Source organism: Microcoleus sp. BROC3, from assembly GCF_036702515.1.
Lineage (GTDB): Bacteria > Cyanobacteriota > Cyanobacteriia > Cyanobacteriales > Microcoleaceae > Microcoleus.
In genome coordinates, this window is sequence record NZ_JAUBTQ010000073.1 from 1498 (window position 1) to 26862 (window position 25365).

Sequence of the window (25365 nt, forward strand, 5' to 3'; positions counted from 1 at the left end):
AGTCCCCGTCATCGTTGTCGAAGTCCCCGTCATCGTTGTCGAAGTCCCCGTCATCGTTGTCGAAGTCCCCGTCATCGTTGTCGAAGTCCCCGTCATCGGCGACGGTTGGGGAAAAACTGCTGGTACTGCACTGGGCATTGTTGGGCCTCCTTGCGACGCTACTCAAAAACTACTAAATAAACTTAAAGTCAGAGGCAGTAATGACGGTGCTGAGCGCTCCCGGCACTGTAGGAATAGTATTCAACACACCCAAATCGAAAGCTGGGAGACTGTCATCTGCCACATTGGGGTCGAAGCCGAGAACGTACTTGTTAAAAGTATTGTTCAGGTACACGAAGAAAGCTCCCGTTTTGCTCGAACCGTTTTGATTCTTCAACACTGCATTTACTGCTTGAGCGTTATCAAATTTAGATTCAAACAAAATGACTTCTTGCTTGCTGATGTTGTCGCCGCTAGACCCGATATTCCTGACGATAAAACTGGTGAAATCGTTAGTAGTTCCCGAGTTTGTTAAGCCGGCGAAATTTGACGACCTGAACAAGAATCTGTCGGTGCCACTGCCGCCGACGTTAAAGTCAGCAATCACGTCCACGCCTTCGCTGGGAGTTTCGTAGTAGAAGAAATCATCGCCAGCATCGCCCGCGAGCAAGTCAGAACCGCCCCCGCCGCCCAAAATGTCATTGCCAGCACCGCCGGAAAGCGAGTCGTTGTCTTCCCCGCCTAATACCAAGTCGTTGCCGAACGCGCCACTGAGACAGTCGCTGCCACCGCCGCCGTCGAGAGTGTCGTCGCCCGCTTCGCCCAACAGGGAGTCGCTGCCGCCCTCGCCCAAAACGTAGTCGTTACCCACACCTCCGAGTGCCGTGTCGTTGCCTTCTCCACCCAAAATCGTGTCTTCGCTGTCGCCGCCCGAGAGAGAATCGTTATTGATACCGCCGTCGAGCAAGTCTCTGCCGATGCTGCCGTCGAGAATGTCGTCGCCTGCACCGCCGTCGAGAGAGTCGTCGCCAATGCCACCCAATAAGGTGTCGATCCCGGTTCCTCCAAGTATCGAGTCCTCGCCGGATTCTCCCAATATCGAGTCATTGCCGGTTCCGCCGTCCATGGTGTCGCCGTTGTCACCGCCCAACAGGAGGTCATTGTCATTGCCACCTAACAGGATGTCATTGCCCAGTCCGCCGATCAGCGAGTCTATGCCGTCTTCGCCGTCGATGCTGTCGTTGCCCAGTCCGCCGTCGATGGTGTCATTGCCTGTCGAACCCAGCACCGAGTCGTTGCCTGCTTCACCGAATTCGAGGTCGTCGCCGCCCCTGCCGTCGATGATGTCGTTGCCGTCGCCCCCAGAGAGGGTATCGTTGCCGCCCCCGCCGATGATGAAGTCGCTAAGGTTGCTGCCTGTAAAGCTGCTGGCGGGGAGTTGGGTGCGATCGACAATATTATCTACGACAGTGATGCTGAAAGATATCGGTTCGAGAGTTGCAGACCCGTCGGAGGCTGTAAACGTGAAACTGTCGTTGCCGCCAGCCGCCAGCAAGTTGTATTTGACGATGTTGTTGTTGATATCGTCTTGGGTGAATTTGCTGCCGACGTTGAGAAAGGTGCCGCCCCTTTGGACAAAACCTCTGGTAGCGTCGGGGGCTTGGGTAATCGTGTAAACGATTTCCGACGGCGAGTTGTCGTTATCTGTTACCAACAAATCGGCGGCCGTGATTGTCTGGGTAGGAGCACTTTTAGCAACCACCACACCCTCGTTAATTACTAGCTGCGGCGGGCTGCTGAGGTTGATGGTTACTACCGCCTGACCTGTGCCGCCGTTGCCGTCTGAGATCGAGTAGCTGAAACTGTCACTACCCGAGAAGCTGGGATCGGGGGTGTATGTGAATACGCCGCCGCCCTGGGGAACCAGACTCCCCTTGGCTGTTGGAGTAAAAGTTGTGACAGTCAGAGCGTTCTTGTCCGGATCTGTGTCGTTGAACAGAACGTTGAGACTGAGTTGTTGACCCGCAACCGTGGTGAAGTTGTCGTCAACTGCTCTTGGAGGCTGATTGGGGAAGGTCGTCGGACTGGGTGTCGGCGTCGGACTGGGTGTCGGCGTCGGACTGGCTGTCGGCGTCGGGAACGTCGGCGTCGGACTGGCTGTCGGCGTCGGGAACGTCGGCGTCGGACTCGGCGTCGGCGTCGGTGTCGGACTGTCTGTCGGCGTCGGTGTCGGACTGGCTGTCGGCGTCGGTGTCGGCGTCGGACTCGGACTGGGCGTCGGCAGGGGCAGCGGGGTGGCGCTGCCGGGAACTGTCGGGGCAATTACAAAGGAACTCCGCCCCAGAGTTCTGCTGTCTACTCCGGGCAATACTGCTAAAAAGTCGCCGCTGACGCCGTTGCGAATAATCGTGCTGCCGGCTTTGGTGTCGGTGCTTTGGAAGATTACCAAATCTTCAAACTTGAGGTCGCCGCTCAACCCGATCGCATCTTCGCCTTGGCGAAAATCGGTGAAAATGTCAGCATCGGCGATATCGGGGCCACCTGTGGTGAGAAATGCCGGGTTAGTGCCGTTGCTGCTGCCGCTGGGGGAACTGAAGGCACCGATGACGAAGACATCTCTACCTTCGCCTCCTGCCACTACGTCTTTGCCTGCTTCGCCCCAAATAACGTCGTTGCCAGCACCGGCGTCCACGATGTCGTCGCCGGCACCGCCGAATACGATGTCGTCGCCGTCGCCGGCAAAAATTGTGTCCCCGCCGGCGTTTCCGTATAGCCAGTCGCCTCCTTCGTTGCCAAATAGCAGGTCTTCGCCGTCGCCGCCGAAGAGCGAGTCGTTACCTTGGTCGCCCCACAGGATGTCGTCGCCTCGATCGCCCAAAAAGCTATCGTCGCCAGACCCCCCACGCAAGCTGTCGCTGCCTTTGCCGCCGTAAGCCGTGTCTTTGCCTTCGCCTCCGATTACCGTGTCGTTGCCGTCATTGCCGTACAGCAGGTCAGGGTTATTTCCCCCGTCTAGGGAGTCATTGCCTTTGCCTCCGTACAGGGTATCGAGTCCTGAACCGCCGTCGAGAACGTCGTTCCCGGGCGCGCCGAACAGCACGTCGTCATCGTCGTTGCCAAATACTAAATCGTCGCCGTCGGCTCCTTGGAGGTTGTCGTTGCCTTGCAGCCCGGAAATCACGTCGGGCCCGGGACTGCCAACTAAGGAGTCGTTGGTTTCTCCGCCGCGGACTACGCCGCCGATGACTCCGGGCGAGGTACCTTGGCCTCCGCCCAATGTATCGTCTATGCCGCCAAAGGTGTCGTCCCCGGAGGGAGTGGGAGTTCGCGTCGGCGTTGGAGTTGGTGTTGGAGTCGGAGTTGGTGTTGGAGTCGGAGTTGGTGTTGGCGTCGGTTCTGGTGTTGGTGTTGGTTCTGGTGTTGGAGTCGGAGTTGGTGTTGGTATAATTACTACTGGGACTGCACTTGGCATTATTTTGGCTCCTTTAAACGACGATCCCGATTAACTTTAAGAACTGATTAGTATCAGTTTGTTGCCACAAATATGGCTTAAAATTGATTAATAATCCCGATCATTTCTAACATACTAAATCAAAAATGCAACGGCTATAGATATTTTTTACGCAGGGCATCTTTCGATCTCAAAATATTAATGGTTGCACGTTTTGCTGCCTATCTTGGGTATACTTTAATATCGCGCCATTTCGATAGAACCTAGAAGTCGGGCTTGGAGTCAGCCCGGTGTATTTATCCAGAATCAGAAAAAATAAAATTCTTCGCCGTCATAATTTTTTCTTTCCTCCTGCCGAATACCGAATACATATGTGCCTCTTGCCTTCAGAAGCCGACTGTCTTATGCGGACTGCTGACAAGAAACAGAGCTGTTAATTAGGGGCAGAAGCGGCCCGGTTTGTTCTTGTCCACTGACGGATAGTTCGCTGTGGCAAAGGTAAAGCAGGGAACAGCGACTTAACAAATCTAGCAGAATTCGCCGCAGCCGCTGTTGGTCGGCAGCCGTTTCATCTTCGGTTTCCCATGGTCGCCCCAGTTGCGATCGCAAAAATAAGGGAGCGCCAAACAATGTCGCCGCACCGCCGCTCAGCCACAGGGGCGAGCCGGCATCCAGCCAAAAGTGCCATTTGTGGGCGCGGCGGCTGCTGCGGTACTGGAAGATGTTGGCGAGGGTGACGGCTCTGGCTGCTGGGCCTTCTGGACGGACTGGAAAGGGGTTGGCGGTGACGGTTCCTTGGCGCAACAACTGGATGAACCGGGCGATCGTTTCTGAGTCGCCGCCGTTTGTTGGTTCTACGCGCTGCATTCGCCCGTTGATTTCCCAGTAGTGGGTGGCGGTTTCCATTAACTCGCGCAGGGCTGCGAGCCGATCGTAGGGGAGGTATCTGTCGTTCATGAGAAATTTCTGGATCGCTCGATCGAGCAGGGCAATTGGACTCGGCAACAGCCGCTCCTGCTGTTGCGACCGCTGTTGTTCGATCCACTCCACAATCTGCTCGTAGGCCCCGGCTGCTCGGTGTCCGAGTCTGTCCCACCGGGGAAAGGCTGTAATTGGCAGCAATTGAGGTCGATCGATATCTGGACAAAAACAGTGATCGGCGATTAAACCTGCTCTCACTTGGTCGATCGATTTTTGATTGTGAATTTGAGATTTTAGATTGAACGTCGAGTTGGAATCTTCTGTTTCCAATGAAGGGTGTTTCTGGCTGCCCAACACTACCAGCATTTCGGCTGCGCCGTCTCGATCGGCTAAACGGCCGAGTCCCGGATAAACTAACGCTAACAAAGTCAGCAAAGCTCGAATCTCTGGGGTAGTCGATAGGGGACGCTGATCGTTGAGAGATACGGCGGCAATATTATCTCGCGCCAGAATTTCCGTTAAACTGTAACGGGCGATAGCATCCATCCCCGGGGCAATTACGGCGATTTCCTGCGGTTCCACGGCTTGTGACTTCACCGCATCGACGATGATTTCGGCGGTTTCTCGCAGAAGTTGAGCGCGGGAAGTGGTTTGGAGCGATCGAACCGATCCGGGCAAACTCAAGCCTAAAGGATAAAAACCCTCAGAATTAACTGCTAAACTTAGCGCTAAATCCCCAATTTCTGGGGCTAAACCGGCTTTTGCGTCCAAATTTTCCACGCTTTGACAGCGGCTTTCGAGTCGGGCCAGGTATTCCGTGTCAGCCCCCAAGCCCAAACGCACCCCTCCATCTGGATTGTAGGAGAATGCCCCGGCTGCACCTTGGTCGAGCATCCGATCGAACAAATGGCCGCCGATCGCCGGATAATCGTCAACATCGTCTGCGATCACAGCTTGATATCTAGAGGCCAAATGCTGCTGGTAAGTGCCATCCGGCAACAAATAGCGCCAGTAGAGTTCGCAAACAATCCCGTAAGTCAGGAGCCCCCGCGTCAAGCACCATTCCCGCCACCTTTCCAACAACTCTCCCATGCTAGTCCACAGGTTGTCAGAGCCGCCTTCCCCAGCAAATCCCTGTTGTATAATGCTGGGAATTTCTTCTCTGGGCGTACCGCTGACAGCAGCCAGTTGTAATAAGTCTAGAGTTCGACGCACCATTCGAGTTGGACTTACCCCTGTTTGTTGCAAAATCCCTTCGTCTAGTTCGCGACGCCAGAGTCTCGCGGCAAGTTCCAGTTCTGTTTCAGGTTGCAGCCTTAGGGGAAATTGAGCCCTCAAATCCAGCGACTGAACCAGCAGCGGCCAAAATAGCAATACCTCCTGCTCAAAAAAACCGAAGGGTGTTGTTGAGTGAAAGGTATATTTCCCTTGAGTAGCTACGGCGATGCGATCGGCTAATTCCAGCCGATTGTCCCCGTTAGCTGCTAAGACTAAAATTGCTGGGGATGTTTGTCCCGCCCGCCGCCGCCCGGAGCCCCATCGCTCTGAAACTTTTGCGGGAAGAGGCTTGACAGTTTTGCTCCAAATGCAGAACTGCTCGACTAAACGAGCGGTTTTGCCGCTGCGGGCGGCTCCTACAATCCAAACTGAATCCTCGGTGGCAGTTCGCAATTTATGTAAATTTGTTACCATACCATGAATACTTTAATCAATAATGTCTACAGCCAACTAACAAGCTTTAGCTATGAATACTTCTCCGTGGGACAAGATTGTAAAATATCTCTACAGCGCTAACCAATGGTATCGAGAAACGCCTGAGAGGGCCCTTGAACAGGCTTACGATGCTGCATTAGCAATTAAGGCGATCGAAGACGAGCATTTTGGCAGTCAAGCAATCTCCGATCGATCGGGAGATTACGGACAAAGCACCCTGTCTTACTTTAAATCCGAACTGCAAAAATACCTCAAGGTCATCCAAACCCGAATGGTTGAGTTTAATGCTAGCCGTTTTTTTTTGGAACTGCCGGAGCGAGTCGGGGCCAAACCGAAAACTGGGCACAGCGCTGAGCCTCACCAGCACGGATTACATCTCAACAATAAAGATAGAGCCTCCCTTATATTTGAGAAGCTAGAGTTTATTGATGGAGTCATCGACAAGTATATTAATAATAGTAGATCGACGGCAATTGTTCCGGTTGTCCGTTCAGTAAGTGTGCAGGCAAAATCTACAACAAATAGCATCTCTCCACCGGGCCCAAATAAAGGTTCAGCTAATTCTGTTCAAATTCACGATGGTGAGGTTGACACTAACTATGAAGAAGTGAATTTATTACCGCGATCGCTTTTGGGAACTTTGAATCGAATTACTAAAGATTTAGACCCGGAAGCGGAAAAAGAAGTAGTTAAGAATTTTCGCAATTCCAAAGTAAAAACAATTATTTCTCTCCGATTTATTTTGCTTTTGATTTTAGTTCCGCTGTTGACGAATCAAATTTCCAAAAACTTTTTAGTCGGACCGATAGTTGACCATTTTAGAGGCAAAGAGAATGCTCCAGTTTTCATAAATGTTAACTTGGAAGAAGAAGCACTAGAAGAACTGGAGAGATTTGAGCAGCACCTCAAATTTGAAAGATTAATAGGCACGGCTCCGTCGCTTTCTTTAGAGGAAACGGAAAAGAAGATTGCCGAGAAAGCAGTTGAGCTAGCGGAGGAATACCGCTCTGAAAGTGGTGGAGCTATTAAAAATATTTTTGCCGATTTGATGTCCTGCATTGCCTTTGCCGCGATTATCGTCACTAACAAGAAAGAGATTGAGATCTTAAAGTCTTTCATGGACGATGTGATTTACGGCCTCAGCGACAGTGCGAAAGCTTTCGTAATTATTTTGTTTACAGATGTGTTTGTCGGATTCCACTCGCCTCATGGTTGGGAAGTAGTTCTTGAAGGTTTATCGAGGCATTTGGGACTGCCAGAGAATAGGCAGTTCATATTTTTGTTCATTGCAACTTTTCCAGTTATCTTGGATACGGTATTTAAGTATTGGATATTTCGTTATTTAAACCGGAGTTCGCCTTCTGCAGTTGCTACGTACAAGAATATGAACGAATAATATCAAATACGATAGCATCGAAATTATACCCTGCTTTGGTGTGCGTCCCGCTTAGCTCTGCCCTCTCAATAGTGAGTAGGCAACCTGCACTGCTGCACTCCTAAATATATTTTTATAAAATAAAATTATAAACGGCTCATATCTAGTCGGATAAAATAAGCGTTATCACGTTTTTAGGGAGAACTAAAGTCCTCATAATACTGATGACTAAAGTCCTCAATAAAAACCTATTAGGGTTATTTTACAGGATACAATCTGGCTCTAATTCCCAATTGGCAATTAGCAATTCTAGTCCGGGACGCAAAGCAAAAAGTGGTTTGACGCGCTACTTATAACGGTAAGGTGCTCTCGAGCATTGCCCCCTACACATAGAGGTTCTGCGTAAGCGCTGCAATTGCCAATTGGTAATTGCCAATTACCAATTACCAATTACCAATTGCCAATGACCTAATTCCAACGCTTCTTGCGCTGTCGCTGGCTTGCCACCGCCTCCACCAGTCCCAGTCCGAGAAAATTACTCAGCAGCGACGCATTCCCGTAACTCAGGAAAGGCAGGGGAATGCCCGTAACCGGAGCCAAGCCAATGTTCATCCCAATATTTACGAACACCTGAAAAATCAACATTGACAGTACGCCGATCGCTAGCAAAGAACCAAAATTATCGTTAGCAGTTTGAGCGATCGTCACCAACCGGAAACAAATGATCCAGAACACCAACAGCACGCAAATGCAGCCAATAAACCCCAATTCTTCGCCAATAGCTGAAAAGATAAAGTCCGTATGCTGTTCGGGAATAAAGTTAAGCTGAGTTTGCGTTCCGTGAAATAAACCCCTGCCTTTGAGCTCCCCGGCCCCAATAGCAATCCGAGATTGAATCAAGTGATATCCGCTGCCTAAAGGGTCTTTCTCGGGGTTTAAAAACCCTGTCAGACGCATTTTTTGATAATCCTTGAGCACATTCCAAAAAATATGTCCGAGGTGTCCAGAAACAACGTTCACCAACACAGCACCGAAAGTCCCCAACCACGGCCAAGGCAGGGTTCGCCAAGCGATAATACCCGCAACAACTACCCAGGCTATCCAAATCGGTGTAGACAGGTTATTGAAGAGAACTGAGATCAGAGGAGAGAATAGCAATATTAGCCAGCCGGGATTGACATTACCCCAGTAAAACATCCCCATTGTGATCGCGCCGAACACTAGGGAAGTACCTAAATTTGGTTCGGCAAAGATCAATCCCCAGGGTACAGCCATAATCGCCAGCATCCTCAACATATTACCCACCGTGGGAACAGTCTTGTCGTGCAGGAGAGCTGCTAAAGTGACAATCATGCCTACTTTGGCAAATTCTGACGGTTGCAGGTAGAAGCCGCCGATGTTGATCCACCGCTGGGCACCGAGCCCTGTAGTACCGATAAAGCGCACTGCGATCAGGGACAAATTGATTAATATGTAAATCGGCCATTTCCACTCCAGCAGTATTTGGTAACGGCAGCGGGAAATGATGATGGCGAGGAACAAACCGACTGCCCCAGTTACCCAGTGCCGCCACCAGTCGATCAGCCCCTGGTTGATTTCGACGCTGCGGATCATGATGCCCCCGAAGATGGTGAGGCCGATGCAAGCGGCAAACAGCCAAGGGTCTGCTTCTTCCCAGGGTTTGAAGATGAATTTCCAGCGGTTTCTGACTTGTATTCTCTGCAACATGAGGATTTTAGATTTTAGATTTTAGATTTTAGATTATCGAGCTGATTTTCGGAACTTGTGGATATATTTCGGATTCACAGCCTGCACCTTACTGTAGAAGTGTCGGTGTGAGTACCTCACATTATTCGGGGAGTTGCAGCGAGGTTCCGGGCCGTCAGCAACGGGCTAGGGGTTCCGTACCCAAAAATCTCCATGTAGGGTGCGCCGATGGGTACCTTACCAGGATTTGGAACGACCAATCAAGGTTTGAGGTGACAGGGGGCGGATCGCGATCGCACAATAGCCCGATCGCGATCCGCTAGTCCGAGAAGAGTCAGGCCGGTTCGTAAAGATACTCGAAGCCGTTCCCATCTGGATCTCTGCCGTAAAAAGATGCAGTACCGTCGCGGTGTTCGTGAATGCGGGTGACGGAAACACCATCGGCTTTGAGTTGTTCGTAGGCGGATTCCATTTCGGTGCGATCGTCAAATACAAACCCAAAATGAGGCCCTGCTTGGTCGTAACTCGGACTCAACAGCGCCAATCCGTCCTCTCCTGCTTTCAAATAAGCCCAGTCTGCATCTTTCCAGACTAACTCCATACCCAAGTTGCGGTAGAATTCAGCAGACTTCTCTATGTCTTGCACGCAGACGGCTACGTGTCCCAATCGTTTTAGTTTCATATCTACAAAGTTTATGGTTGTTCTTTCGTTTATTGTATCTATTTTCTGATTTGTTACTCGATTAATTAGGTATTTTTTCGATTTTTTTACTCGCGGCTAAATGTACTTTTTCTACTTGTTTGCTGGCGTCCATTTCGCTGAACAGTTGAATGGCGCGGTCAAAATTTTCTTGACTTTTCTCGATGTTACCAAGTTTTTGTTCTGTCAGTGCTAGTTGATAGCAAGCTTCAGCTCGGTCTAATTTGGCGCTGGCTCGATCGAGTATTTCTATTGCTTCTGCATGGTGCTGCAGGGCTCGGTCAAATTCTCCCCGTTCTCGGTACAGCGCTGCTATACCGCTGAGAGCTTTGGCTTTGATGGTGCTGTAATGGTTTTGGTCGGCTTGGGCGATCGCTTGGCGGTACAAGCTCAAAGCTTTCTCTGTGTCTCCCAGGTTTTGATAGGTGGCGGCGAGAAACACTAACTTGTATCCCGTACCCACCAACTGACTGTTTTCCCGATCGGCATAAAGTTTTTCGGCGAGTTCCTCCGCGTCTTTTTTTGCTCCGACACAGGAGTTGAGGAAAGCTAACCCGACATCGATCGAATAGCTATTGCTCCCGATTTCGTCCCGCGAATTTTTCAGCTTGACAAATATCTCCATAGCTGATTCCAATTCCCACATTTCTATTTGACAAAAACCTATATTAATTGCAGCGTTAACTTTCCAAAATTCCAGATTTGCTTGTTTGCCGTTTTCCGGTTCGCTGCTTTTCGCTATAATTTGCAAAGATTTAGTCGCTTTTATTTCTGATATTTGATGGCATTCTATCGCTTGATTTATTTCGCCTAAAATCCGGTAACAAATACCTAAAATACTGTATAAACCGCTCAAATAATAATCAGAAGTCACATTGTTGACGATGCGAGTAGTTGCTGAAACTATTGGCTGCAAGAAACCTAATTTGTAGAGCGCTCTACCGAGCTTGTAATCTTTGGCAAACTGGATATTGATTTTTTTGAGGATGACACTCGCGGCCTGGTCGAAACAGCTAATTGCCACATAATGATAGTAAGCTTCAAAAGCTTTCAGCGCATCTTCTACAGTCTCAATATTGTCAACACTCTCTGTCCAGAACTCGGCGGCTTTGCGGTTTGCAGTTTCCCAGTCTCCGGGCGAGAGCCGATCGACCGCTTCTTCCCGAATTGCTGGATGCAGCCAGTATTCGCCCTTCTGAGACTCGACTAGCGATCGGTGCAACAGCGATTTAATGATTTGTCGGCGTCCGGCTTCGGGCACGTCCCACAGCAAACACAAAAGTCCGTCAGTAGGAACTGTCGGCACGTCTTGATAGCGGTAACAGCCCAAGCGACAGAGGAGTTGATAGGCTTCCGAATCTAGTTCTTGCAGGCGGTTAAACTGACTGGTAACTAAATTTTTTAAGTCTGTTTCAACGAGCGGATGGTCACTGTTTTCCAGCCAGTAAGCCGCCATATCTCCGTCAAAATCTTCTCGGATCGTGCCGCAAATAATGCCCATTGCTTTGGCATTGCCGCCGTAAACTTTGTGCATTTCCTTGAGGGCGACATCATCTATATTGAGATTGCGGCAGCTAAAAAACTGCCGCCAAACTTCCACCTCTAATCCCGGAAGCAAGTAGTGTTCGACTGTGACATCTGAATCGCAAAGTCGATCGCGACTGGTAATCAGCGTTACCGACTGCACCGCCGCGTCAGCCAAAACTCGCAACAGTTCGACGTAAAGCCGGTGGGGTTCAATAAACTTACCTTGTCCGTCGAGTGCGGCTTCCAAATTGTCAATCAATACGCCGACTTTGTGAGTCTGAAGCTGCCGCTTCAGCCGCCCCAGGGTGATGCCAAAGTCTGGCCCTGGTTCTTCCTGAAAGTCTTGCTTGAGCCATTCTTCGATCGCGCTTTCCAAAGCTGTGATGTTCTCTGTCTCTTTTGCCATCAACAGTTCAATGGTTCGATCGAACCCTTGAGATTTGAGATACTGTCTGGCCAAAGTTGTTTTGCCGATACCGCCGGCACTTTGGATGACAATCACTTTTGCACCTTGGGCGACAAGAGTATTGAGATCTTCGATCGCCCCGAAGCGGCCCAAAAAGTTCGGGTTTTCGATTTCCAAATCCGCATCAACTCCGAGTGATACTTGGGACGGAACAGTTTGTCCCGACTGCGGTTCTAGTTTCGAGTAGCTGCGCCAATACCTCTCTACAACCGCTTGAAGGTTGTCTCTTTTGATTTTTTCGCCTTCTCCAAACAGCGCTGAAAGTCGCTTCCACAAATTAGAGGCAGCATCCTTAACAGTCCCTACTCCATACCCTTCACTATCTGCAACCTGTTGGTACGTCCTGCCTTGCACCCCTTGCCAAGCTTCGCGAAAGATCGCGCTGTCAAGGTTGTCGAGAGTTTTCAGGTTTCGAGCCACAAGTAACGAGTTGGTAAAATCCAGTGCACGATCGGCTTCCATTTAGTCACCAGGTTTAGCGTTACCCATCTGAGACAACTTTAACAGACTTTTTCCGACTCGCTTACACCCTCAAACAGTGGACTTGTATAGACTTTTCCCGACTGACACGGCCGAGGTTGGTGGGGGATACTGTTGAGTGTCGAGGGGAAGTTGACAAACAAGCTTCTAACTTACACGCCGATCGACGAGTCGAGTTTATATTCAGGAGAAAGCAGCTATGTCTATTAACGATGTTGAAACAGCGATCGTGGATGAACAAATTCGCCCTCAAGAATGCGGCCGCGTTCGTTTCCAAAACAGTTGGTGGCCGGCGAAGTGCGATCGAGACATGACTTTTGAACCCGGTGAGGTGGTTCGCGTAGTCGGAATTGAAAATATTACTTTGATCGTTGCAGCGTCGTTTGAGATCAATTCTGAAAGTTAAGGCAAATCTACAATCGGGAGTAAGCAATGATGAACTTTGACAATTCCGAAAAAGCGATCGTAGATGAACAAATTCGCCCTCAAGAATGCGGTCGCGTTCGTTTCCAAAACAGTTGGTAGCCGGCGAAGTGCGATCTAGACCTGACTTTTGAACCTGGTGAGGTAGTTCGCGTAGTCGGAATTGACAATATTACTTTAATAGTTGAACCTTAGTTAAAAATTAAGCGGTTAGGGAGTCTAACTATCAGTCGATCGCATCTCAACGTTACGAAAAATTTGCTATGAGGAGCCAATAATGATGACTGTCAGCTATTTGGAAAAAGCGATTGTAGAAGAAGAAATTAGACCTAATAAATGCGGTCTCGTCCGCTTCCAAAGTAGTTGGTGGCCCGCTAAGTGCGATCGAAAAATAACTTTGCAACCCGGTGAAGTTGTTCGCGTCGTGAGCCTTGACAACATTACTCTGATAGTTGAAGCGTAGTTGGAAAGCAATCTGGAGGTGGGGAGTTATCGGAGGGTAGAACAAATAAATTTGCGATCGCGTTTCTATTTCGATACATTTCTCTTCAAGCGCGCGATCGTACTTCTCGCCTCTGTTAATTTCCAGATTCTAGAGTTTGACCTCAACCACAACTCGCCGCTGACAGTCGCCAGTCCGCCAGACCGCCAGGGAATGAATTCCCTGTCTAATAGCTAAAGTCCTCGTTATGAGGACTAATGAGTTTTTCAGTCCTCATAGCGAGGACTTTAGCTTTGAGGCAGGGGTTTCAACCCTTGCCGGACTGCGGGTTTAACCTAGTTGTTGACACGAAGAAGGACACGGCATTGCCGTGTCCCTACTTACGCAAAGCCTATGTGTCATGCTGAGTGAAACGAAGCATCAAGCGAGATGCTTCGCCCAAATGCCTAAGTCCTATTTTTCATAACGGGCTAGAAGATGCCAGAGAAAGATATCCGGATCGTCATGATCTATCATCTCTTTAAACATGGAAACAAACGGCTCATAGTCCAAAAACTGCATCTCCAAACTGAGTTGTTTTAATCCCGCTTCTTTAAAGATGCGATTTAACCGCAAGGGAGTGTAATAAATCTGGGCAGTTTGCCACTCAGCATCCCAAACTTTATTGCCGTAGACATCGATAAATCCCTCTGTAACACAGTGAGCGTGTTTGCGACTAAAATAGGCATTTTCTAAGAAGCATAAGGTGGTTGGAAAATATCCGTATATCTTGCCACCTGGCTTGAGAACTTTTCCAAATTCCCGAATCATCTCGCGGTTGGTTTTATCCTCACTGGAAACCACAGAATTTACAAGGAGGACGTAATCAAAGCTGTGTTGCGTTAGTGAAGCTTGGCGTAGGCATCGCTTCCCTATTTAAAAATAGTCCGAAGTATTGATTGTAAGTGCCTTGCGAAAATCCTCAACCGAGAGCCTATTTCTCATACCGGGCGAGAAGATCCCAGAGATAGATATCGGGATCGTCATGCTCGATATCCTCTTTGAGTACGTTAGCTAAAATTTCCGAATCCAAAAAATAAATCTCAAAATTTAGCCGTTTAAAACCAACTTCTTTAAAGATGCGATTCAAGCGCAAGGGCGTATAATGTATCTGTGAATAATGCCACTCCCGCCCGTGAAGCGTGTTGTGCGGTACATTGACTAGCCCTTCTGTTACCCAATAAGCGTGGGGTTTACTTAAATGGGCAATTTCCAAAGGACAAAAGATGGTAGGAAAAAAGCCGTAGAGCTTACCACCTGGTTTGAGAACTTTAGAAAATTCGTGTATTATCTGGCGATTGATTTCATCCTCACTGGAGACAACGGCAGCAACCGCTAGGACATAATCAAATTTTTCTTTCCAATCGGGTCTTTCTTCTATTATTTTGGTAGAATCAACTTTCTCAAAAACTAATTGTTGGCTGTTAAGCCGGGAATCTCCATCTGCTTTTTGCCAATTTTCCCGTGCTTTTTCAATTCCGGTTTGGGAAAAATCTGTGCAGTAAATTTTGCCAATTTGCGGACAAAACTCTAGTAATGCCTTCTGAAGATGAATTTCGGAGCCACAGCTAGGAATCAGAACTTGGATGTCTGGAGAATTGGGAATATCAAAGCAGGAAGATTGATTGTAAGGACGGATCAGGGCTTTGCAAAGGTCAGGGTCTTGTGTCAGGCTGAAAGCCTTGCCAGCATAATCTTTGTGGTTTTCATCCCACATCGCTTTCTCTTCTTCAAGAGATTTTGAGGCAAGGCGACTAGAAGAGGGGATGAGCCATTTAGATTCATTTGTGTTAGTCATTATTTTCAACTCCAAGATATTCAGTACAGGTCAAGTTTGTGATTAAGAATGGGCAAGCATTGTCAAGTCGTTATGGGAGTGATGACTCTGTTGCCAAAGTGTGGCATAGAGTCCTTCTTGTTCCAGCAAATCGCTATGGCTACCCGATGCAACAATGCTGCCGTTTTCTAACACAAAAATCTGATTAGCACGCAAGGCATGGGTGATGCGGTGGGTAATCATAATCACAGTACATTTTTTGGCAATGCGATCGATGGTGGCGAGGATACCCGCTTCTGTTACTAAGTCAAGGGTGGATGTCGCTTCATCTAAAATCAAAATAGCGGGATTTCTGACTAAGGCTCTAGCAAGGGCGATTCTTTGCCGTTGTCCCCCCGATAATTGTCCGCCTCTGTCACCGACAGGAGTGTCATAACCTTGGGGTAATGTCAGAATAAAATCGTGAATTTCAGCGGCTTTTGCGCCGGCTTCTACCTGTGCGTCACTGGCTTCTAAATCCCCCATGCGAATATTTTCCCGCACAGTTGTGTTAAACAGAATTACCTCCTGAGAAACTAATCCAATTTGAGAGCGGAGGGAGCGTACTCTTGCATGACGCAGATCGATTTTATCTAACAAAATGCGCCCTCGATCTGGGTCGTAAAAGCGCGTTAGTAAGTTCACAATCGTACTTTTGCCGGCGCCACTCTGCCCGACAAACATGACATACTCACCCCGGCGAATCTTCAGCGAGAGATTTTTCACCCCCATTCTTTCGGCAGAGTAGTTAAAGCTGACACGATCAAAGCAAATATCTTGGGCAAGATGCGGCAATGCAACCGCATCTGAGGTGTCCCGAACCGCAGGCGTTTCTGACAGAATATCATTGATGCGTTGTAGAGCGGCTACTCCATCAATGACAATTGGAAGCGAACCCGTAAAGCCAATAATATTCAGATTTAAGCCCAACAACAAAACCTGATAGGAAACTAGAGTTCCTACAGAAATGTAATTGCGGTAGGTCATCACTGCACCGATACTCAAAATCACAAGCTGGGTTATGACAAAAAGAATCATGGGGACTTTTTGCACCAAGTAGGACAAAAATGTTGCCCTAACATAAACCCGTTGCAAGTCATTCAAATCAGCGGCAAAATCCTGGGTAGCTCGGCGTTCCATCCCAAATAGTTTGACAACAGATTGGGAGAGAATATTTTCTTCAACAATGCTGGCAATTTCTCCTTCCTTTTGTAGCACATGATAGCCTTGAGAAGTAGCCATCTGAGCAATGGGGGCAGGGGCAATGATACAGATGGTTAAACCAATGCAAGTTAGAGTAGCTAACTGCCAGTTAAGTGAGAACATGAAAATAGTAGTAAATAGGATGCTGCTAATTTCTAAAACAACGACGGTTAGCCCCATCGTAATTAAACCATTCTCTACTTGCTGTACGTCGGAAATCAGACATTTGACAATATCTCCGGCTGAACGTCGCCCAAAAAACTCCATTGACAGATTTTGGAGATGCTCGAATAGGGAGCGCCGAATATTGTTGATGATGACAATGCCCAAACGCGCTCCTAAAAAGTTGCCCAATAAACCAATAACAGTGTAGAGAATCGCGCCTACGCCAAACAGGGATATGATTAAAACTAAAAGTTTATAGTTTTGAGGAATAATTGCTGCATCAACAATAAATTTCAAACTAACTCTTAGTACAGAATCAAAGGCTGCATCGAAAATCAGGCAGCCAAACATTAAAATAAATTGCCATCGGTAGGAGCCGAGATATTTACTTATTGTTCTGATAAACCAAATAATTTGCTGCATGGTTGATGTAAATCCTCTTGGAAAAAATTTAGATTGTGAATTTGGCAGGTTTTATTTGGATAGCTTCTCAATCTATAGGGTGGGGCAGTAATAGATGACCACGACTCAATTAATTAAATCATTTTTTGTTAGAAAATTCAACTAATTATCAACATTTTTTATCCTTTTTTGTTGTGGGTTTACTTGTTTTTTATTCACAGAACACCTACTATTTTTTACGCAATCTCGATCCGGCTTTGGATTTGATTCAGTTGCTCTTTTTTTGAGGCTGCATCCTTTCCATGTCTCTATCATGGCTCCCCACCCCCACCCCTGTCAGTCGGAAAAGTCGGATCGTCAAAGTCGGAAAAGTCGGATCGTTGCCTAATTTAGACATACTTTAGCGGCTGCAACATCACGGGCTAAAAGACATCGGTAATAATACTGAAAATTAATCCTGTTGTCTGGGCTAATCGGTTGTTTTTTTAGGATTAAAATAAAAAAGAATTAAGCCTTGTTTTATGGATAAAGACAAGGCTTGACCCCGAGTTACATGGTTGTCCGCTAGGTAGCGAACTCAGATTTATGAAAGATGAAGTATTCGTAATCTCTGGGAAATGTTGGGTTGAACGCCCTCGTCAACCCAATTTACGAGATTGATCGATCGCACTCCATTAGTCAAATAGTGATTCGGCTTCAGCAAGCGCTTTTTTCTTTGTCTCTTGTTTTAATTCTGAAATCACACTCTCACGAGGTTTGTACTTGATAGAATTGAACTCTCCCGTAATTCCGTTCTTATCGTCTTGAACGAAAAGAACGCGAGAGCAATCACTCCAAGCTGTTAGTTTAATCCGGTATACTTTCACGAAGGGATTTTCAAAATCCGGGAATCGAAGTATGCCGATATCGACAATTGTTTTTTCATGCTTCTCTTTTTTACCGAAAAATGCTTCAAAAGAGTCAACAGATGCTCCTGATGCAGCAACGATCTCTGCCAGCATCTTAATATCAATCTGCGTATCATTGACAATATCTTGATCGTTTCCAAGTAAACCAATAAACCAGGACTCCACTTCTTTTATAATCGATGTATCGGGTGAACCATCAAATTTGAAGAAACTTGTGCCATGATCCTTGATCAGCTTGTCAGTTTTGCTGATTTCAGAGTTGCCAACACTTTCCATCAAGGAATTCTGGTTAAAGATTGAAATAACATCGTTCCACGATAACTGATTGGATGGTACTTTCTGTAACTCCCGTACTGTTCCGGCAATCAGAATCTTGAGTTTTTCATCCATCATTTTGACGGATTCTTTGTTTAGTTTGCCGAAAGAGGCTGCCAGATTGCAGTGTACAGGAGTGGTTAGACTTTGAACGTCGTTTTCGATGCAGTTAGACAAGTTTATCTTGCCATCCTTAAGAACAGTCGCAATTGGTGGAATTCCCAAAGCTTCCAATTTCTTAGATACTGTTTCTAAACCCGTGTTGAGTGCATCATTTGCCAAAGAAATAACAACTGAGTCTGCCATTTTTGTTCTCCTTAAAAAGATGTAACATTAAGAAATGGACTTGGGAAGAAAAAATTTTCTGCCTTTTGTTCCTACATCTTTAAGACGATTTAAGATGGCGATTTCTGAATTTTTCGAGTTAGAGGCTTTTTTCTCATATACAGATTTTAATCGCACCCCTTCGTCTCAATCTCAACCAAAAAGCGATCGCCTTCCTTCAAACGAAAAAGAGGGGCAATTGCCTCCCCCTGATTCCTTAACAATAGTTATGACTAGCGATCGCGCCCATCATTGTCAAATTGTACTAAGTGCGATCGCACCCCTTGCTTGCTAAAAGAGGACACAGTAATATTTATGAAATGTTGGGTTTTGCTGTAGTAGAACATCTACATCTTTGTGGGTAAGCTAACGGCTAAAAACAATTAAAATTAAGGTTTTGCGGATTTGATTTACCCAGCATTTTAGACTAGACGTACTACTACAAGAGCAGCTCCTGCCAGACAAGTGAGGAAGCAATTAAATGTCCATCAGTCCCGATAGGGCGCTGTAGGCATCGTCCTTACGGCAGGTCATGATTTCTACAAACTTATCGAGGCTGCCAGCCAAATGGAGGATGGTCAGCATAGCCAACTTGTTCTCAGGTGTCTCCTTGTCGGTATGGATCGTGTCGGCGACATCAATGAGATCCTTGGCGTTGCTATAGTAGGCGCCGACGGAGGGCTTCGCCTTAGTTACAATGAACTTGACACCAGAGTAAGCGCTGATGAGCAGGCCGAACGGAGTGACTTTGAAGGCCATCTTGACGGCAGCCCAGTCGATCAAATTGATAGCGGACTGGATCGCTGTCATAACCTTGCTGGTGCAGCGCTGACTCAGCGTCTTCTCTCCGTACTCCTTTAAGCGGTAAAGGACGAGCTGCTTGTTCATGAACTTGGGAAATTCGAGCGTGGCTTGCCATGGGGCGAGGACATTGGCACCGAAGGTAATAACGTTGCCACTGAAGTCCGCAATCGAATACCCGATCAGACCCACGTTGAGGAGCCTGTTGATGACTGCGCTGATCCCAGTCCAGACACTCATCTCGGCCAGCGCGGGGATCGAGTTCTTCACGGTGGCAAACTTCTGTGCGAACCACTCAGACCAGGACTTGGTATCCGTCTGCCGACCCATTTTCTTGATCAGTTCAAGGAGTGCCTTCCGCTGATCGTCCAGCAAAGAAAGTTCTGGATAGATGGCATCGACCCCCGAGAGTGCGACATTGATGTTGAGGATCATACCGTGTGGCTGAGACTCGGACTCCAAACTCTTGACAGCAGCCGCTGCTTCGGTTGCGAACGTTGTGAACCGGGTGCGGACGGTCATTTCATCGAGGAGCGATCCTTGCGCCGTGCTGAACAGTTTTTCAACAGAGCCCCGGAGCTTTGCGAGCAACGGGTCGCTTTCACTTTCGTCACGGTATGTCTCCCAGGCTGCAGACAGCAGGGCAGTAGCTTCGGTCTGAGCAGCCAACGCCTTCAACTCTGAGTCATAGGCCACATAACCGAGTGCATCTCTGTACTGAGGACGGCCCCAAAAACTATCTGGCACATCTGTCCGCTTCTCGAACTGAATGCGACCCTTGAGAATACCATTGAATTCATCCGCGATTGCCATTAAAAATAATTTCCTCTCATGGCTAGTTTTAAGAAATTTGTCTAGTCCTTCTTTGGGTACACATCCGCACTTCAAAATGTAGTATTAGCGGAATGTGGGATTTGAAGATAATCCTTTTTGCCGATCGACACCTATAAGACGATTCCCAAAGACAATTTCTGAATTTTTCGAGTTAGAGGCAGTTTTTCCCTAACTCAATGCACCCTATGAAACCCACCCTCAGCACGAGAACCGCCCATCGCACAAAATTTGGTCATTGAGTTGAGGTTAGCAACAAAAAATGTAGGGTAGGCGCTGACAGCAGTGCCCACCCTACATTAAGTTTCAATTACATTTAATCAGCTTACAAATGTAAATTTGCTAATTAAATATTGACATTAAAAATTTATCGAATTCGGCGCATGATAGGCATCCTTTTTTATTAGGTTTACTTGGGTTTTTCGAGACGAAATTTTATGTTTCTCTTCCGTCTCTACATCTATAAGACGAATCCAGAGGTCAATTTCTGAATTTTTCGAGTTAGAGGCTGTTTTTTCCTAACTCAATGCACTCTGAGAGGTTCAGATCCCCGACTTCCCTAAGAAGTCAAGGATCTACGCTTTAGCACGATCGCCCTTTCGCCTCTTACCTTTCAACCGTTTCACAGCCTCCTCAACCTCCCCGCGAAAAGGGTAGAGCAACCGCCGACTCAGCGCACTTCGATACGCCTCCACAGCCTCCCTCACATCCCCCAACCCCAACAACGCTCTCCCTTGCCAGTAACCAGCCATAGCCGGGTCAAACTCCATCAGTTCCTGAGCAAACTGACAAGCCTTTTCCAACCATTTCCGACTCGCCACCTCATCCCCCAGCCCTCGATAACTCTCCCCCAGCCACACCGCAGCAGACACCGATTGCAGATAACCCCCCTCTTCTGGTAACAACTGCCATCCTTGCGCCAAAGCCTCCACCGCTTCCCGGTGTTTCCCAGCCAGCGCCAACACCCGCCCATAACCAAACCAAGCATCAGGTAACTGCGGTTCAAGTTGCGTCCCCTTCGCAGAGACACTACACCCCCGCTCAATTTCCTGAAAGCTTTCCACCAACACCCGCCCCGCCGTCGCCCAAACACTCCAGCGATCGGGAAAACGATCGAGCATCTCTTCTACTATTGATGTAAGGGTTACTTGAGGGTTAGATCCCCCTAAATCCCCCTTAAAAAGGGGGACTTTGAGAGGAGTTCCCCCCTTGCCATTAGAAGGCTTTGCCTCCTCTGGCTCCCCCCTTGTTAAGGGGGGCTGGGGGGGATCGAGAGGAGCTGGGGGAGAGGTAACAGGCAAAATCTCGCACAACGCCCGATAAATTTCACAATCCTGGGGATACAGACGATAAGCCTTCAGCATCGCCTCAGCCGCCCTCTGATATTCCCCCGTATGGAACAAGTAACGCCCATAGGAATACCAACCCCTGGGATGATTCGGGTGTTCCTCAGTAAACCGTTCCAACACCCCAACCCCATTAGCCGACTCCCCCCGGAAAACGTGATAATATGCCAGCAACTCGCGGGCATCCGCCGCATCAGGAGCCAGTTGCAGCACAGAACCAATTATCTGTTTAGTCTGCTTGCCTTCCTCACCGGATACCAATCTCATCCGGCAACGAGTATCCGCCAGTCGTTTGAGCGCTCGGAAATCACCCGGAGCCACCTCTAGCACTTTGCTCAACCGCCGCTGCGCTTGGCGCACATTCCCCACCGCATGACTCGCGTCGTAGCTGTCAATCAGCGCTACAACATCATCCGGGTTCAGTGACAAAACGGCATCAAAGGCTCGCAAAGCTGCAACCGCATCCCCTCTCCCCATTTGCACCTGCCCCAACGCCAGCCAGTGAGCCGCATTATCTGGTTCAAGGGTTGCCGCCGACTCAAAAGCCAGTATCGCGGCTTGAGTGTCATCTCTACAGAGTGCGATCGATCCGCTGATATGCTGCCGAGTCGCCTCATTGCGTGCATTGGCCAAGGCACTTTCATAAACCGCTACTGCCTCAGCCTTTTGTCCCATAAGCTGCAAGAGTTTCCCCAATTGCAACCGCACGCCAATCAATGGTTGCTGCCGATCGATTACTTGGCGATACTCCTCAACCGCCTGCTCAATACGACCCATTGCATACAGCAGATTCGCCAATTCCAACCGTTTTTTCCATCCCGAAGGATACTGCTGCACGTACTCACTTAATGTTTTCAGCTTCTGGTCAATTCGGGCTGGCTTTTCGTCTAAAACCAAGTAAGCATTCAACTCCACCCCAGAGGACTGAGTGAGGGATACCACCCGGAGTGCAGTGTTTCTAGACATATTGCTGTTACCTGATAATTAATTGTCTCGCCAATGTTTTGAGGGATGGGGGCGATCGAGTCGGATGCGATCGTTTCATCGGATTGTAGGGGCAATCGGCCTGCGATCGCCCCACCCGCGTGAAGCGAAGCTATCCCGTAGGGAATCGCCCCACAATCTTGACGGGGTAGGCACTGGGGCACTACCCCTGCGGCAAAATCATCGCTGCTAAAGGCAACGTCCCCCTTTTGAGACGACTCGGAGGAATCTAACAAAGCATCATCCACCCCTGACAAATACCTGCTCAAACGCTTTTGCAGAATCTCTCGTGCCTGTTGAATGCGCTTGTAAACGTTATTGAGGGAGAGAGCAAGTTTTTGGGCAATATCTTGATAGGCAATCTGGTGGCAGTAACGCAGGATAAACGGATTGCGTAATCGAGAAGGAAGAGTATCAATAGCGCGGCGAATGTACTGTCCCAACTCATGATGTAGAAGTGCCTCTTCAGGAGAGTTCAAACCAGAAATAAATGCTGAATTTCCTGTAGCAGCTATTTCTTCAATATCCTCCATCTGCATTGCTTTCCGGCGGCGTTCTCGGTGTATATCTATACATAGATTATGGGTTAAGCGAAGCAGCCAAGCTCGGAGGTCGGTGATTTTTTCGGCATAGTCTGCCAATTTATCCAAAGCTTTGAGCATGGCGCGACTGAGCACCTCTTCGGCATCAGTAGGATTCCCTCCCATCCACCTGAGACAGCAACGGTAAAGATAATCTCGATTCTGCTGCCACAGCTGCCAAAATGCTTTCTCTATATCTTCTGGACAACACCGAATGTCTTTTGCAATAACAGATTGAGAATTTGACATGATTTTAAAAGTGGTGAAAAATAAATGTGAAGGAACATTCCTCTGTTGCTTTTTTCGTTGCACCCCAATCCCGCAAACATCTAGCTCAGTGTGGTCTCAGTATTTATGCGGATAAAGATTGGATTCAGTTGCTCTTTTTTTGAGGCTGCATCCTTTCCATGTCTGTATCAGGGCTCCCCTCCTCCGCCCCTGTCAGTCGGGAAAGTCGGATCGGAAAGTCGGAAAAGTCGGACGCCCGGGTTTTGCTATCTATCTTTAGATAGAGCCGATCGACAGCATGACTGGTACTCTTCTATTTCTTTTGGTAGATGCTATTAATAGTATGTTTGGCATATCGGCCTAAAGCAAGTCGGAAAAGTCGGATCGTAAAGTCGGAAAAGTCGGATCATTTGGATCGTTATGTAAATAGGAATGACGCATGGGGCCGGTGAAACCGGGTTTGATGGAGGAAAATACACAGCTTGCAGCCCGCACCCAAGGTACAAACCCGGTTTCTGAGAGTCGGAGTGCCTCCAAAACTGGTGAAGAAAGAGGTGGGCAAAAATGTCAGCGAACAAACTCAAAAAGCTGGCGGGGTGACAAACAACTTAAAAGCCTTGTGCTGACAAGGGTTTAAGCCATCGCCCTCACAAAGAATTAGGCGGCCGCGATCGCCTTTTTCGGGTTGCGACAAGGTGGAATCAGGATCGGGGGCGATCGCCGCGATCGTAATTGTCAATAAGTCTGTCATAATAGCTATTAGAAATTTCTCCACCGACTTAGTACGGTGTATAACTCAAAATTAGGGTGCAAAACTGGACAAACCTTAGCCGCTGGGATGTGTATATGACTTTTGAAGAAGCCCTAGAATTTATCGAATCAGCCTTAGAGTCCAAAACCAGTAAACCTTTAAATTTTCTCGATCAGGCAATCTTAAAAGCAGCTTGGGAAAACGCAACTTATAGTGCTGTTGCTGACAGCTTGTACCTAAGCGTAGGACATATCAAAGATTTAGCTGCCGTCTTGTGGCAGCGCCTTTCAGACCTAATGGGGGAAAAAGTTACTAAAAATAACTTCCGCTCTCTGCTAGAGAAGCAAAACACCACAAGTGCGATCGCCGATACAAAAGGCGAACTTATCACGATCGCTGCGGTCCAAGGAAGTGACATCGATGAATTAGAAACTTGCAAAGGCAACATTTTAATTGTTGATGACCTCCCAGAAAATTTGCATTTTTTAACAAAAGTTCTCACTAATAATGGGTATAAAGTTCGCGGCGTCACCAATGGTGCGATGGCATTGAGGACTGTTCGCAATCATCCCCCCGATGCTCTCTTGCTGGATATTAAAATGCCAGACATGGACGGCTATCAAGTCTGCGAAGCCCTCAAATCCGATGAAAACACCTCAGAAATTCCGATTATTTTCTTAAGCGCACTTGACCAAGTATTTGATAAAGTTAAAGCTTTTAAAGTTGGGGGAGTTGACTACATTTCTAAACCTTTTCAGTTGGAAGAAGTGCTAGTTCGCCTCGAAACTCAGGTCACTATTCAGCACCAAAAACGCCAGCTTAAAGAAGCACTCGCTCGACACCAGCAAACCGCTGAAATTGCCTACCAATCTCGCGCCCTGTTGGCAAATTTGCTAAACTCATCTCTGGATGGAATAGCCGCAGTACAGGCGGTGAGGGGAGATATCGCTGGAGAAATTGAAGATTTTCGCTGTTTGGTAGTTAACCCTGTCTTTGCCAGACTTTTAGGGAAAAAACGAACAGATCTCGCGGGCGAACCCGTTCTGAAAAAACTGCTTAATCAATTGAGTCCAGGATTGTTTGATTTATTAGTAGAAGTTGTTGAGACTGGAGAATCGCTTGAAGGAGAGGTTCATCTAGAAAGTTATTACTTGGGCAAATGCTATTATTGCACTGCTGTTAAATTGGGAGACGGTTGCTCAATTACCATCCGCGACCTTACAGACTTAAAACAGTCGGCATTAAAGTCAATGATTGAACAGAACCAACCGCGTACTAGCATCAAATAGCAGAAACAGTAATTACGCAATCCGACCCAAGAAATCTCGCTTTTAGCTGAGTCTCGATCCCCCTAAATCCCCCTTCTTAAGGGGGACTTTGAATACTCTTGTCCCCCCTTAAGAAGGGGGGCTAGGGCGTCGGTACAGTAGAGGGGTTTGACAAAAGTGGGCGAGCATGATAGGTAAATTGAGGAGCTTGTTAAATCC

General features: G+C 47.9%; 19 protein-coding genes and 1 pseudogene. 7 read left to right on the forward strand and 13 right to left on the reverse strand.

The window, feature by feature from the left end; genetic code table 11:
- Positions 1 to 172: 172 nt before the first annotated feature.
- Positions 173 to 3451 (reverse strand): Ig-like domain-containing protein, encoded by a 3279-nt coding sequence (locus QUB30_RS29645; RefSeq protein WP_333341327.1) that lies wholly within the window; start codon positions 3449 to 3451, stop codon positions 173 to 175.
- Positions 3452 to 3832: 381 nt separating this feature from the next.
- Complete coding sequence (locus tag QUB30_RS29650; protein ID WP_333341329.1) at positions 3833 to 6043, reverse strand: recombinase family protein; 2211 nt, start codon at positions 6041 to 6043, stop codon at positions 3833 to 3835.
- Between the two features lie 52 nt (positions 6044 to 6095).
- On the opposite strand from QUB30_RS29650, the gene QUB30_RS29655 reads away from it, so the two are divergent.
- Positions 6096 to 7460: a proton extrusion protein PcxA gene (locus tag QUB30_RS29655; protein ID WP_333341331.1), complete on the forward strand. Its 1365-nt coding sequence runs from the start codon at positions 6096 to 6098 to the stop codon at positions 7458 to 7460.
- Positions 7461 to 7907: 447 nt separating this feature from the next.
- Here QUB30_RS29655 and rodA read toward each other — a convergent pair whose 3' ends face one another.
- From rodA to QUB30_RS29670, 3 genes are all read right to left on the reverse strand, one after another.
- Positions 7908 to 9167 (reverse strand): rod shape-determining protein RodA, encoded by a 1260-nt coding sequence (rodA, locus tag QUB30_RS29660; RefSeq protein WP_333341333.1) that lies wholly within the window; start codon positions 9165 to 9167, stop codon positions 7908 to 7910.
- A 313-nt stretch (positions 9168 to 9480) separates the two neighbouring features.
- A complete protein-coding gene (locus tag QUB30_RS29665) occupies positions 9481 to 9828 on the reverse strand; it encodes a VOC family protein (protein WP_333242724.1) in 348 nt (115 codons plus the stop codon).
- 61 nt (positions 9829 to 9889) lie between these two features.
- Positions 9890 to 12301 carry a tetratricopeptide repeat protein gene (locus QUB30_RS29670; RefSeq protein ID WP_333341336.1) on the reverse strand — a complete coding sequence of 804 codons (2412 nt, stop codon included), beginning with the start codon at positions 12299 to 12301 and terminating at the stop codon, positions 9890 to 9892.
- 217 nt (positions 12302 to 12518) lie between these two features.
- Here QUB30_RS29670 and QUB30_RS29675 point away from each other — a divergent pair, with 217 nt between their 5' ends.
- The 4 genes and pseudogenes from QUB30_RS29675 to QUB30_RS29685 all read left to right on the forward strand — a co-directional run bounded on the left by QUB30_RS29675 (position 12519) and on the right by QUB30_RS29685 (position 13421).
- Positions 12519 to 12725 carry an NfeD family protein gene (locus tag QUB30_RS29675; RefSeq protein WP_006631218.1) on the forward strand — a complete coding sequence of 69 codons (207 nt, stop codon included), beginning with the start codon at positions 12519 to 12521 and terminating at the stop codon, positions 12723 to 12725.
- Positions 12726 to 12859: 134 nt separating this feature from the next.
- A pseudogene (locus QUB30_RS34010) lies at positions 12860 to 12937 on the forward strand (NfeD family protein); the annotation flags it as partial.
- 82 nt (positions 12938 to 13019) lie between these two features.
- A complete protein-coding gene (locus QUB30_RS29680) occupies positions 13020 to 13205 on the forward strand; it encodes an NfeD family protein (protein WP_333341339.1) in 186 nt (61 codons plus the stop codon).
- Positions 13206 to 13421, forward strand: coding sequence for a hypothetical protein (locus QUB30_RS29685; RefSeq protein WP_333341341.1), 216 nt, complete (start codon positions 13206 to 13208; stop codon positions 13419 to 13421).
- Between the two features lie 216 nt (positions 13422 to 13637).
- Here the strand turns inward: QUB30_RS29685 and QUB30_RS29690 are convergent, their stop codons facing one another.
- The 4 genes from QUB30_RS29690 to QUB30_RS29705 form a co-directional block, all read right to left on the reverse strand.
- Positions 13638 to 14027 carry a hypothetical protein gene (locus QUB30_RS29690; RefSeq protein WP_333341343.1) on the reverse strand — a complete coding sequence of 130 codons (390 nt, stop codon included), beginning with the start codon at positions 14025 to 14027 and terminating at the stop codon, positions 13638 to 13640.
- Between the two features lie 130 nt (positions 14028 to 14157).
- Positions 14158 to 15021, reverse strand: coding sequence for a class I SAM-dependent methyltransferase (locus QUB30_RS29695; RefSeq protein ID WP_333341346.1), 864 nt, complete (start codon positions 15019 to 15021; stop codon positions 14158 to 14160).
- A 42-nt stretch (positions 15022 to 15063) separates the two neighbouring features.
- A complete protein-coding gene (locus QUB30_RS29700; RefSeq protein WP_333341348.1) occupies positions 15064 to 16830 on the reverse strand; it encodes an ABC transporter ATP-binding protein in 1767 nt (588 codons plus the stop codon).
- A gap of 653 nt (positions 16831 to 17483) precedes the next feature.
- Entirely contained in the window at positions 17484 to 18338 is an 855-nt protein-coding gene (locus QUB30_RS29705) for a hypothetical protein (protein ID WP_333341350.1), read from the reverse strand.
- 94 nt (positions 18339 to 18432) lie between these two features.
- Here QUB30_RS29705 and QUB30_RS29710 point away from each other — a divergent pair, with 94 nt between their 5' ends.
- Positions 18433 to 18651 (forward strand): hypothetical protein, encoded by a 219-nt coding sequence (locus tag QUB30_RS29710; RefSeq protein ID WP_333341351.1) that lies wholly within the window; start codon positions 18433 to 18435, stop codon positions 18649 to 18651.
- Between the two features lie 182 nt (positions 18652 to 18833).
- On the opposite strand, the gene QUB30_RS29715 is transcribed toward QUB30_RS29710, so the two are convergent.
- From QUB30_RS29715 to QUB30_RS29730, 4 genes are all read right to left on the reverse strand, one after another.
- The gene (locus QUB30_RS29715; protein ID WP_333341354.1) at positions 18834 to 19970 is read right to left on the reverse strand and encodes a hypothetical protein; all 1137 of its coding nucleotides are present in this window, start codon (positions 19968 to 19970) and stop codon (positions 18834 to 18836) included.
- 593 nt (positions 19971 to 20563) lie between these two features.
- Positions 20564 to 22300: a tetratricopeptide repeat protein gene (locus QUB30_RS29720; RefSeq protein WP_333341355.1), complete on the reverse strand. Its 1737-nt coding sequence runs from the start codon at positions 22298 to 22300 to the stop codon at positions 20564 to 20566.
- Complete coding sequence (locus QUB30_RS29725; RefSeq protein ID WP_333341357.1) at positions 22240 to 23148, reverse strand: RNA polymerase sigma factor; 909 nt, start codon at positions 23146 to 23148, stop codon at positions 22240 to 22242. Before QUB30_RS29725 ends, QUB30_RS29720 begins: the two co-directional genes overlap by 61 nt.
- A 559-nt stretch (positions 23149 to 23707) precedes the next feature.
- Positions 23708 to 23878: a hypothetical protein gene (locus QUB30_RS29730; protein ID WP_333341359.1), complete on the reverse strand. Its 171-nt coding sequence runs from the start codon at positions 23876 to 23878 to the stop codon at positions 23708 to 23710.
- Positions 23879 to 23973: 95 nt separating this feature from the next.
- On the opposite strand from QUB30_RS29730, the gene QUB30_RS29735 reads away from it, so the two are divergent.
- Entirely contained in the window at positions 23974 to 25167 is a 1194-nt protein-coding gene (locus QUB30_RS29735; protein WP_333341361.1) for a response regulator, read from the forward strand.
- Positions 25168 to 25365: the final 198 nt, after the last annotated feature.